The 11,912-nt window shown below is 61.3% G+C and carries 8 protein-coding genes; all 8 read right to left on the reverse strand.

What is annotated here, in order from left to right; genetic code table 11:
• Positions 1-50: 50 nt before the first annotated feature.
• Positions 51-794 carry a TerC family protein gene (locus IPI01_09555; protein MBK7258029.1) on the reverse strand — a complete coding sequence of 248 codons (744 nt, stop codon included), beginning with the start codon at positions 792-794 and terminating at the stop codon, positions 51-53.
• 80 nt (positions 795-874) lie between these two features.
• Positions 875-3,472: a DUF5110 domain-containing protein gene (locus IPI01_09560; protein MBK7258030.1), complete on the reverse strand. Its 2,598-nt coding sequence runs from the start codon at positions 3,470-3,472 to the stop codon at positions 875-877.
• A 12-nt stretch (positions 3,473-3,484) separates the two neighbouring features.
• Positions 3,485-4,123 carry a hypothetical protein gene (locus IPI01_09565; GenBank protein ID MBK7258031.1) on the reverse strand — a complete coding sequence of 213 codons (639 nt, stop codon included), beginning with the start codon at positions 4,121-4,123 and terminating at the stop codon, positions 3,485-3,487.
• A 104-nt stretch (positions 4,124-4,227) separates the two neighbouring features.
• Positions 4,228-7,374, reverse strand: coding sequence for an efflux RND transporter permease subunit (locus IPI01_09570; GenBank protein MBK7258032.1), 3,147 nt, complete (start codon positions 7,372-7,374; stop codon positions 4,228-4,230).
• Between the two features lie 20 nt (positions 7,375-7,394).
• Complete coding sequence (locus tag IPI01_09575) at positions 7,395-8,522, reverse strand: efflux RND transporter periplasmic adaptor subunit (GenBank protein MBK7258033.1); 1,128 nt, start codon at positions 8,520-8,522, stop codon at positions 7,395-7,397.
• A 14-nt stretch (positions 8,523-8,536) separates the two neighbouring features.
• Positions 8,537-9,910: a TolC family protein gene (locus IPI01_09580; protein MBK7258034.1), complete on the reverse strand. Its 1,374-nt coding sequence runs from the start codon at positions 9,908-9,910 to the stop codon at positions 8,537-8,539.
• A gap of 76 nt (positions 9,911-9,986) precedes the next feature.
• A complete protein-coding gene (locus IPI01_09585) occupies positions 9,987-10,613 on the reverse strand; it encodes a TetR/AcrR family transcriptional regulator (protein MBK7258035.1) in 627 nt (208 codons plus the stop codon).
• Between the two features lie 281 nt (positions 10,614-10,894).
• Entirely contained in the window at positions 10,895-11,893 is a 999-nt protein-coding gene (locus IPI01_09590) for a glycoside hydrolase (GenBank protein MBK7258036.1), read from the reverse strand.
• Positions 11,894-11,912: the final 19 nt, after the last annotated feature.

Raw genomic sequence — 11,912 nt, forward strand, 5'->3', positions numbered from 1 at the left:
AGCCCGGTACGATATTCGTACGGGCTCCCGTCTGGACGCGCGGTCCGCCATCACCCCTCCCTCAGCTCCACCGGCTTCACCTTTTCCCCACCCTTCCGTATCCTGAGGTTCAGCATCTCCACGAAGACCGAGAACGCCATCGCAAAATAGATGTACCCCTTGGAGATGTGCTGGTGGAATCCTTCGGCCACAAGGGTCACACCGATCAGCAACAGGAAACTCAATGCCAGCATCTTCACCGTCGGATGACGGTGGACGAACTCCGAGACCGCGGACGATGAGATCATCATGATGATGACCGCGATGACGATCGCGGCTACCATCACCGCCACCTGATTCGCCATGCCGACGGCGGTGATGACCGAATCCAGCGAGAAGACGATGTCCAGCAACATGATCTGGATGATCACGCTCGTGAACGACGCCTTCTTCTTCCCTACCCGCACCCCGGCCTCTTCCGGCCCCTCCAGCTTGTCATGGATCTCATGGGTGCTCTTCGCTATCAGGAACAGTCCGCCGATGAGGAGGATCAGATCCCTGCCCGAGATCTCCTGCCCGAAAACGCCGAACCACGGCTCGGTCAGACGCATGATCCACGAGAGGGAAAGCAACAGGAGGATGCGCGTGATCATCGCCAGCGCCAGTCCCCACGTCCTCCCTTTCGCCTGCTGCTCCTTGGGCAACTTCCCGGCAAGGATGGATATGAAGATGATGTTGTCGATCCCCAGCACGATCTCCAGCGCCGTGAGGGTCAACAACGCGATCCAGGTTTCAGGTTGGGCAAGCCAGTCCACGAGAACTCCTACAAGAAGTGAGAAAAGAACCGTGCAACGTACACATGGAACAACAACCTTGTTGGAACACTACCGGGGACCTACCGGCTCAACAGCTCTCTGCTGCGGTCCAGAAGCCCGCGCACACGCGTGCGCACGCTCTCAGGTATGGAGAGCGGCTGCAACTGCTTCAGCGCTACATCGATGCGCCGGGTCAACGCTTCAAGCTCGGCCGGTGCCTTACCCGGCCACCGCGACATCCGGTTGCCGGTCTGCACCGCGGACACCAGATCGCCGGACGACCACTCCTTCGGCCATTGCGCATTGATGAGATCCATCCCCTTCCGCAACCGGCGCAACGCTCCCGGCAACCCGTGCACGTACTGCCCCACGGACCCCGCAACGCCCTTCACTTCCAGTTCCAGCTCATCACCGGCTTGCACCCGCGCAGTGCGCACAACGATGGTCGCACGCTCGCCGTCATACCACCACCCCGGCCCCGACCCTTCAGCAACATTGGGCATCACATGGCCGTCGATCTCCACGACCTCCGGCGGCATCCGGTTCACCAAACGGAACTCATACGCACGCTCCGCAAGCATTCCAGGATACTTCCCTTGACGCGGACTCACAACCGCTCTCACCCCCCGCCCACCTTCTTCGGTCATGGTGACAGGCGTCCACGTACACTCACCCTTCTGATATGCGACCGAATTCCCTGCATCCTCATACACCCGCGCCGCACCTTCCCTCCCCGGGAAGATGGTCAGGATGAGCGGGTCCACCGGTTTCTCGCCGGTGTACATCATGTCCGGCTGCATCGGCACGATCGACCCCGCCTTCACGAACACCGGCACTTCCTCGAGCATGTACGAGCGCGTGTAGATTCCCGGCCCCTGAATCTTCGCCCCTGTGTACCACTCGTACCACTCGCCCTCCGGCAGCCACACTTCTTTCATGGCGGTGTGTGTCGAATCTCCCTCCGTTGCGATCGGCGCAACGATCATCGCGTCCCCGAACATGTACTGGTCCTTGTGCGCATACGCCTCTTCCGCCAGCGGATGGTCGTAGTACATCGGACGGACGATCGAGATCCCGGTATCATACGCCTTCCGCGCTTCCGTATAGATGTACGGGATCATCGCGTAGCGAAGCCGGTAGGCCTCGCGCATCACCGTGAAGTATGCGTCCGGATACGACCACATGCGCCGCTCGGCATCCGGGTTCTTGGTGGTATGGGTCCGCAGGATCGGACTGAACACACCGAACTGGATCCATCTGGTGTACAGTTCGGGCGACACGACGCCGGGCATGTGCCCGCCAATGTCATGACTCCAGTATCCGAACCCGACGTTCGCAGCGGTCGCTGTGAAGTACGGCTGGAACGCAAGCGACTCCCACACGGAGATGGCATCGCCGGAGAAGCCGATCTGGTACCGGTGATTCCCCAACCCACCCCAACGGTGGAAGAGCATGGGGCGGTTCTTGCCGCGCCGCTCCATATCCGTGAAGAACACATAGTTCAGCCACCAGGTCGGCGTCACACCCGGGATGGTGGTCGCACCCCACTGCTGCCAGTCGAGCCACCAGAAGTCCACCCCCCGGTCCTCGAGCGGATGGATGACGTGCGTGAGATAGTTGTCCGCGAACTTCCTGTTGACGATGTCGAACGGCACGTACTTCTGTGTTGCCGGATCGATCCCCATCGATCGCGCCATGGCCGGATACTGCTCCTCATGCGGCTGAATGCCCGACGCCGGATGCAGGTTGAGCGTGGTCTTCAATCCCTTCTGCTCGCACCAGCGCATGAAGGCATCGGGATCAGGGAAGACATTCCGGTCCCACGTGTACCCCGTCCACCCGAGCTTCTGTCCCGCCTGGTCCTTGATGTCCTGCGACCACCGCATGTCGAACGTGAGATGCCAGTCCATGTCCACCACCAGCACATCGAGCGGCACGGCATGGAGGCGGAATTCCTTCACGAGGTCCATCATCTCCGTGTCGGTGTACGACCAGTACCTGGACCACCACGTGCCGAACGCGAACCGCGGAGGGATCGGGATGCGTCCCGCGATCTTCACAAAGTCGCCCAGGACGGACTTGTGGTCCACCCCGTATCCGAAGAAGTACAGGTCCTGCCGTTCACCCGGCGACCGCGGCGTGACCCACGGCCACTCTCCGTTATCCAGAAGCGGGCGCTCGGAATCATCGACCACGCTCCACCCCGTCCGCGAGAGAAGGCCGGGCTCCAGCTCGATGGCCCCCTGTGCGGCGTCGAGGGTCCGCGAGGTCCCCCGGAGATTGGTACTGTCTTTCAATCCGGGATGCCATACCCGCGCGCCGGGACCCGCAAGGTGCCCGAGCGTGATCTGCAGGTTCTGTTCGGTGAAACGCCCGGTTCCCTCCCGGTAGCGGAGAAGGAGCGAGTCCGTCCGCAGCGTCAACACACCCTCTTCCCGCTCCACCGTGAATTTCGGGACAGGAAGTTTGCGATTCAGCACGACGAGCGATGCATGGTCTTCGAACTGCCGGGCCGGCGCCCATTCCAATCGCAACAGGCGTGGCGTGAGAACGGTGAAGCGGACATCGCCGCTGAGGACCGTCGCCGCGGAGTCTGCAAGGGGCGACCGATCATCGGCAGCGTGTGCTGTCATGGTGAATGCGAAGAGGGTGGCGATACTGAGAACAAGCGTCTTCATGATCCTCATATCCTATACGTGCGTTGGACGCGCGATCTCTGCACGCGACGTCAGGGTCCGGACGATCCGCACCGACGCGTACGCGACGAAGGGTGCAACGAATACATCGATGCTGTAGTGCACATGCTGGAGCAGAACGCAGCAGGCGACGAGAAGGGTACACACAAGAAAGACGGTCTTGAGTCTCCCCGGGGGCATCACCAGAAAGAGCAGGAACAGGGTCGAGGTGTGACCGGAGAAGAACAGGTCCTTCGTGAGGAGGCGCCCGGTCCCGAAGATCTCCACGAGCGGGTCGTTCAGCGGGATCATCGCCGGCGGTGGCTCGAGAGGTACCAGCGTCATTGCCAGGATCCGGAATCCCACCATGAGAGCATAGGCCTGGATCGCGAGCAGCAGCGTTGCCGGATGGCGCAGCAGAAAGACGATCCCGGCAACGAGGCCCTTATAAATGAGGCCGAAGGTGATCCAGGTGAGGTCGTGCGGCTGATAGAGGGCCAGCAACGGATCTGCCAGGACGACCCCCTGCCGTGCCTCGTTCGCTTCGAGGAATCGGGCCAGGAGGCTCAAGACGAGGAGAAGGAGAGGAACGGTGACAAGGGCCTGGAGACGGAACGCACGGTCTGCCCATGCGCCCCGCCAGGCATTGCTCACGGATCCTGTGTGGTCGGTCACTGGTGATGGTCCGGCTGGTCAGAAATGGGAACGCACGCCCTCACGAGGCGTGCGTTCCAAGGTACCAACTGGCACCGAGAGAATCAATTCGCGGCCACGCCGGGAGTGCCCCGTTTCCAGGGGAACCATGCCGCCCAGGAGACTTTCTTAAAGAGGACCGGCACCCTGTCTTTCAGCGCATCCACGTAGCTGTACACCACCGGCACAAGCACCAGCGTGAGCAGGGTGGAACTGACGAGGCCGGCGACCACGACGATCGCCATGCCCTGGCGCATTTCGGCCCCGGCGCCGAGCGCCAATGCCAGCGGCATCATGCCGAAGATCATCGTCGCAGTGGTCATGACGATCGGGCGCAGACGGGTCTTGCCCGCTTCCTGCAGAGCTTCGCGCATGGCCATCCCCCGCTCCCGGAGCGTATTGGTGAAATCGACGAGCAGGATGGCGTTCTTCGTCACGAGGCCCATGAGCATGATGATCCCGATCATGCTGAACATGTTCAGCGTCATCCCCGTGAGGGCGAGGCCTGCCAGCGCGCCCACCAGCGCCACCGGCAGCGAGAACATGATCGTGAACGGATGGATATACGATTCGAACAGGCTCACCATGATGATGTACACGAACAGGATGGCCATGCTGAGCGCGATGGTCATATCGCTGAACATGTCGCGCATGTTCTCGGTATCGCCGCCATAGAACACCTGCACACCGGCGGGGATCCCCACCGCGTTGATCTCCTTCTCCACAGCCTCGGCCACTTGCCCGAGTGGCACCTCGCCCGAAAGGTTCGTTGCCACGGTCACAAGCCGTTCCCGGTCCTTCCGCTGGATCTCGGAGGGGCCCTTGCCATAATAGATGTTGGCGATCTGTGCGAGCCTCACCGGTTCCCCGGAGTGATTGATCAGCGTGAGCATACCGATGTCCGCCGCGTGCGAACGGTCGCCGCGGTTGAGCACGACCCTCAGGTCATATTCGGTGTCGCCTTCCTGGTATTTCGTGGCGATGTCACCCTCAATGGCCGTCCGCACCGCGAGCCCGACCTCCACCAGCGTCAGCCCCATCCGCGCACACTTGTCGCGGTCCACTTCGATCTTGAGTTCCGGCTTCCCCTCTTCCCACGACGTCTTGACATCCACGGTCCCCTTCGCCCGCGACATGATCGCCGAGACCGTTTCGGCATACTTCACCACCTGGGCAAGGTCGGACCCGATGATCTCGATCTGGAATGGCGCTTCATTCGCCGCACCCCACATGCTGATCGTCGCGAAGCTGGTCGTCAGACCGGGGATGCCGGCGGTCTGTTCCTGGATCGCGAGCATCACCGCTTTCGTCGACCGTTTCCGGTCCCGTTTGTCCGTCAGTTTCACCTGCACCTGACCGAGGTTGGACTGCTCGGCATTCTTCCACTGGCTCTGCTGCTTGCCGGTGGTGGAGAGGTACCGCTGCACCTCGGGCATGGAAGCAACGATCCGTTCCACCGCGTGCACGGTGGAATCCGTCTTCCCGATCGTCGTTCCCAGCGGCAGATCGATGTTGATCGCGAACTCACCCCGGTCGGAGTCCGTCATGAATTCCGAACCGATGAACCCGAACTGTATCAGACCGAGGCTGGCCACGAACAGGCCGCCGCTGATGGCGAGAATGGTCTTCCTGTGGCTCAAGGACCAGCCGAGCAGGTCGCTGTATCGTTCCGCGAGGCGGTCCTGCAGTCCCTCGAACCAGAGGATGAAGCGGCCGGTCCGCGTTGCGCGGGTGTGTTCGATGAGGCGCGACCATTTGGACGCGAGCATCGGCGTGAGGGTGAACGACACGAAGAGCGACAGCAGCGTGGCGACGACGATCGTGATGCCGAATTCACTGAAGATGCGCCCCACGACGCCGCCGACCAGCGAGATCGGGAGGAACACCACAACGTCCACGAGCGTGATCGCGATGGCGGCGAAGCCGATCTCACTGCGGCCATTCACGGCAGCGTCCTTCGGGTCCTCGCCTTTCTCCAGATGGCGGTGGATATTCTCGAGCACCACGATGGAGTCGTCCACCAGGATGCCGATCACCAGCGCCAGAGCCATCAGCGAGATGAGGTTCAGCGTATAGTCGAAGATCCACATGAAGAAGAAGGTCGTGATCAGCGACGTCGGGATCGACAGCAGCACGATGAGCGAATTGCGCGCGCTGTGGAGGAACAGGAACAGGACGACGGCCACCATCAGGATCGCCAGGAACAGATCGCGCTGCACTTCGGAAAGCGAATTCCGCGTGAAATCGGTCAGGTCCTGCGCGACGGTGAAATGCACACGGCCGCCGTTCTCCTGCTCGAGCTCCCGGAACGTGGCCTGCAGCCGGTCGCTGGTCTTCACGGAGTTGGCATCCGACTGTTTCTGGATGGCGAGTGCGATCGAGGTTTCGCCGTTCAGACGGCTGATGGTGAAGGTCTCCCGCGAGCCGTCCACCACCCGGGCGATGTCCCGCAGATAGACCACACCGTTCGGCCCGCCGGCGATAACGACCGCGCGGATCTCATCCAGCGACTTGAACTTTCCGGCGAGGCGCACGATGTATTGACTGAGGTCCTCATCCACCTTCCCCGTAGGGAAGTCGAGGTTCTCGCGCGCCAGTGCCTGCGACACCTGCAGTACCGAGATGCCGTAGGCGTTCAGCTTCTGGTTGTCGAGCTCAACGCGGATCTCGCGCTCCTGTCCGCCGATGATGGTGATGGCCGAGACCCCATCCACCTGCTCCAGCCGGGGCTTCAGCCGGTCCTTCAGGAATTGATACAGCTCCCGCGGCGGCATCTGGCCTGTGAGCGAGACGCGGAGGATCGGGAAGGCATTCATGTCCGATTTCGAAATGAGCGGCGCCTTCACCTCATCCGGCAGCTTGAAGCGTGCCTGCTCCACCGCACGCTGCACATCGTTGGTGACCACGTCCACGTCCGCGCTGAAGGTGAACTGTGCGAGGACGACCGACACACCTTCATAGGAATACGAACGGACATTGTCCAGTTTGTTCAGTCCGCTCACGGCCTCTTCAAGCGGCTTGGAGACGAGCGATTCCACCTCTTTGGGTCCGGCACCGGGGTAGACCGTGACGATCGAGATGAAGGGCCAGTCCATCTTCGGCAGAAGGTCCACACCCATGCGGGAGTAGCCGAAGAGGCCCAGAACCGCGAGCGTAACGAAGATCATCGTGATGAACGCCGGGCGGCGTATGGCGATCTCTGTGAGTTTCATACGTGTTCAGTCCGTTCTCTTCACTGTCCTTTGTACGTTACCGGGGCGCCATCCTTCAGCGCCTTGTGGCCGAAGCTGACGACGAGTTCGCCTTCCGTCAATCCACTCACGACCTGTGCGTGCGATGCGCCGTTCAGTCCGAGCGTCACGGGGCGCAGGTGCGCCACCCCATCCTTCGCAACGAAGACCGCTGTACGGCCCTCCCATTCGATGAGGGCATTCCGGTCCACGACGATGACGTTCTTCACCGAGTTCGTGCGGACGGCCACCCGGGCAAACATCCCCCCCCGGAGGAGACTTCCCGGGGAATTCTGCACCAGCACCTCGACGGGATAGGTATGGCCGTTGGGAGACTCCGATTTGGCTCCCACCGTATGCACCGTCCCGCGGTGCACAACACCGGCATGCGAGTCCACGCGCAGGTCCGCGGACTGCCCGGCGCGCAGTTGCGACACCTGCTCTTCGGGGATGCTCAGCCGCACCTTCATGGTACTGATGTCGATGATGTTCGCCACTTCTCTCCCCGGCCCGACCATCTCGCCCACTTCCACCAGACGGGATGCCACCTGTCCGGCGATGGGCGATGCGATGCGTGTGTCCGCCAGCTGGCGTTCCGCGAGTCGTGCGCCCGCAACGGCCGACTGGTACTGCGCTTCTGCTGCATGATACGCGAGCCGGTACCCTTCCATCTCCACATCCGCCACATCCCCCGAGGCGTACAGCTTCTCGGTCCGCTCGAAGTCCTTCTTTGCCTTCTCCATGCTCGTCTTCGCAGCGAGGAGTCCGGCGCGTGCCTGCTGCACTGCCACTTCTTTCAGTTCGGCGTCCACAAGCACGAGGGCCTGCCCCTTCTTCACGGGGGCACCTACCTCCACGAGCACGGCCGTGACCCGGCCGGCGGTCTCGGAGCTCACCATGACGTCGCGGCTCGCTTCCACCGCACCGACCGCGCTCACGATGTCATCCACATCACCGCGCACGGCGGGGGTCACTTCCACTGCCGCCGCGCGCACCTGTTGGGCTTTTGTCGCATCTGCCTGCGACGGGCGTGTGCTGACGACGACGATCGCGATCACAGCGAGGAGTGCTGCGGCGGCGATCATCCAGATGCGGGACCGTTTCTTCGGGGGTATCATTGTCGTTTCCATGGGTCTGTCCTGATTCAGTTCTGTGTGCTGATCGTTCCCATCGCCCGGGCAAGCCCGATGCTGGCGATGTGATAGTCGTAGAGTGCAGTGATGGCATTCGTCCGTGCTGCCGTGTACGCCGTCTGCACATCGATGAGGTCCACATTGGATGCCCCGCCGGTGTCATACCGCCGGGTGATCGCATCCAGGACATCCTGTGCCTCCTGCTCACCGGTGCGGGTGATCTCCACACGTTTGGCGGCGGAGCGGAGATTCATGCGGGCGAACGTTGCCTGCATCACGAGTCCGCGGCGTCCGCTCTCCACCTGGCTCTCCGTGCGTGCGTATTCCGCATGCGCCTTCTGCAGGTTGGTATAGTCGCCGAAGCTGTTAAAGATCGGGAATTTCACCTGCAGCGCGAGGGCCCACGGACGGATCCCGTCGAGTTTGAGCGTGTTGTTCTTCTCCCAACCGTACTGGAAGGCCACATTGATGCGCGGCTGGAAATTGATCCACGCCGCACTGATGCCTGCATCGGCAAGGCGAAGTCCGGCGTCCATCCCGCGCATCGAGGGATGCGAGGAGAGCGCAGCGGAGGTGACGGGCGGCTCGACAGCGACGGCCTGCAGTGCGGACGCGATCCGGGCGGAATCGCCGAGTGCGTCGCGGTCCAACTGGAACGCCGCGTGCAGGTCGACGCCCATCGCGTCGTTCAGCATGAGCCGGGAGGCGGCGACGCCGTTCTCCGCCTGAATGAGTGCTCCCTCATCGGACGCAAGCTGGACCTGCCAGCGGAGGACATCGGTGGAGGTGCGCATGCCGACATCAGCGCGGCGCTTCGTGAGGTCGAGGTGCCGCTGCGTGCGGGCCACCGACTCACGGGCGAGTCCGGCAAGTTCTTCGGCCTTCAGGACGCCAAGATACGCGGTGCGTACGTTCGCCACGACATCCTGCTCGGTGTCCTGCAGGAGTGCGATGGACCGGTCTTCCTGTGCGTTCGCGGCCGAGAGTCCGACGAACTCGGCGCCGCCGTTATATACCGGTTGCACGACGGTGATATCCGCCCCATACGTGTCGCGGTAGGCGAACGGTTTGATCTCGGACAACATGTCCTGGGGGATGCCGAACGATCCGGCGGCGAGCTTGATGAAATCCACCGAGGCATTCGCGCGGCGCTCGGAGGCCGGGTCGATGCGTGTGACGCCTCCCGAAAGTTCGACCTTCGGCAGGAAGTTGGTGATGGCATTGAGCCGACCCCACTTTGCCGCGTCGCGGTCGTACTGCGCACCCTGCAGTGTTTGATTGCGCTGCAGCGCTGTTTGCACGGCAGCGTCCATCGTGAGGCGCTGCTGCGCGCCGGCCGACGTTACGGTAAGGGCCAGTAGAAGGCCCGTGACCACCATCTTCATGACTTCTTCTCCTGTGAAGGTGCTGACCCGTGATGGATCAGCTGATCAGCGTAGAGTTGCAGTGCTTTCTCGGTCATCATTGCTTCAAGCATGAACCCACTGGGCATGCGCAGCGTCTTCCGGAGATCGATCCCCATCCGTCCAACCGGTACTCCTCATTCCGGTCGAGCTGGCGCAACAGCCCCGTGGCATTCGACCAGAGCATCATGCCAACCTCCAGCGGATTGAGTCCGGCATGGAGGAATCCGGCATCGATCGCTTTCTTCATGACATCGGACACGAATCCCCAGAGCTTCGCATCATGCGCCTGGCATTCGGCCATCATCGCTTCGGAGACCATATCATGCATCTCCGGATTCTCGAAGAACGCCAGCATGCGGAAGTACTCACGGTGTTCCTCATAGAATGCATTGTAGGCGTTGCTGAGATCCCAGATGCCCTGAATGGGGTCGCCGCCTTTGCCGGCAGATGCTTCGAACATGGTCAGCATGATCTCCAGGCCGCGGTTCGTGACCGCAAGGTACAGATCCTCTTTGCTGTGGAAATAGAGATAGATCGTTCCCTTGCTGAGTTCAGCCTCCGCCGCGATGTCGTCGACCGTGGCCCCTGTCAGCCCCTTCTCGACGAACACCTTGTACGCAGCGGTGAGGATCTCTTCCCGCCGCGCTTCTTTCTCGCGTTCTTTCCGTTCCTGGATTCCCATTAAGCACTCGATAATTTAGTGACTGATAGTCATTGGATTAACGATAATATACCACAGAAGTTGCAGCCACGCAATACTACATCAACAATTAATTATCGTTAATACAAGAAGTGACTATAAGTCATTATACCGCAGATTGGTGGGAAAGTTGCGAGGAAATCCAAAGAATGCGGCGAATTGGTTCTTACTGAAGCAGCCACTCCAGCCAGCGCCAGGGGTTGTTGTAGCGCCAGTTGTTGTTCTTCGGCTTGTGCTTCTCCCATGCGAGGTAGGCATCCCGCCTAACGAGGCCGATCGGCCCCTCGTAGATGCCCCCATGGATATACTTGTCGAACACTCCGACCGCGATGACGTTCGTCCTTTATCAGAGCCCCTGCCGGCAGAGTATAGGCACGCCACTGCTGATAGTCGTTGTCGCCCCCCGTGGCATCTCCGTCCTCCTGGAACGAACCTGTCCTCCCCACGCGCTGCCCATTCAGATAGACCTCATCGAAATCGTCGATCTTGCCCAGGAACAGGATGAGCCGCTCAGTCTCCAGTCCTGCGTTCAGCGTGAATGTCTTCCGATACCAGCCGAAACCATCGTATCCCTTCTGTCCCTGGGTCTCCCAGAATGCGGGAACACTCACCACCGACCAGCTCCGTTCGCTGAGTCCGGGCTCCATCCATGCAAGATCGTCCCCCTCGTGGAACCGCCATTGCCCTTCCAGAGATTGCAGCATCGCGAGCGGCCTGCGGTCTTCCAATATCCTGACATCGCCGTGTGTGATACCGCCCGGCATCTGACTGTCGTAGACGCGCACGGCAATAAGATTATTCCTGCCGGGCTTCAACGTGTGCGGAGGTATTGCGTACCGCCGTCCCACATTGTAACGCGATACATAGTCCGGCGGGAACTCGCCCTGGAACCCCACAAATTCTCCATTAATATAGACCTCATCGACGTCATCCACGTAGCCCAGATCCAGAAACAGCCGCTTGTTCTTCCAATCTTCCGGCATGGAGAACCACTTCCGGTACCAGCCATACCCATCGTACCCCGGGAATCCCTGATCCTCCCATGGACTTGGCACCCACACGGTCGTCCAATCCTGATCCGGATAACCGGGCTTCGCCCACTCCGGATCGTCACCCACCTCGAGTTTCCACTTGCCCGACAGATCCATGATTTCTTTCAAGTCCTGCGCCCCGGCGTACACCGCACTCAGCAGGATCAGTCCCATGAGCGCCGCCGCTGTACCCGAAACCCGTGCGGACACCCCATTCCTCTCAGCGCTCATGGCCATCCTCGTGCTGTTC

This window comes from Ignavibacteriota bacterium (assembly GCA_016707525.1).
Lineage (GTDB): Bacteria > Bacteroidota > Ignavibacteria > UBA10030 > UBA6906 > JAGDMK01.

Bases quoted from the DNA above. Each gene is read 5' to 3' on its own strand.
- IPI01_09560 (MBK7258030.1), bottom strand. From the start codon at position 3,472: ATGAAGACGCTTGTTCTCAGTATCGCCACCCTCTTCGCATTCACCATG.
- IPI01_09570 (MBK7258032.1), bottom strand. From the start codon at position 7,374: ATGAAACTCACAGAGATCGCCATACGCCGCCCGGCGTTCATCACGATG.
- IPI01_09575 (MBK7258033.1), bottom strand. From the start codon at position 8,522: ATGGAAACGACAATGATACCCCCGAAGAAACGGTCCCGCATCTGGATG.
- IPI01_09580 (MBK7258034.1), bottom strand. From the start codon at position 9,910: ATGAAGATGGTGGTCACGGGCCTTCTACTGGCCCTTACCGTAACGTCG.
- IPI01_09585 (MBK7258035.1), bottom strand. From the start codon at position 10,613: ATGGGAATCCAGGAACGGAAAGAACGCGAGAAAGAAGCGCGGCGGGAA.
- IPI01_09590 (MBK7258036.1), bottom strand. From the start codon at position 11,893: ATGAGCGCTGAGAGGAATGGGGTGTCCGCACGGGTTTCGGGTACAGCG.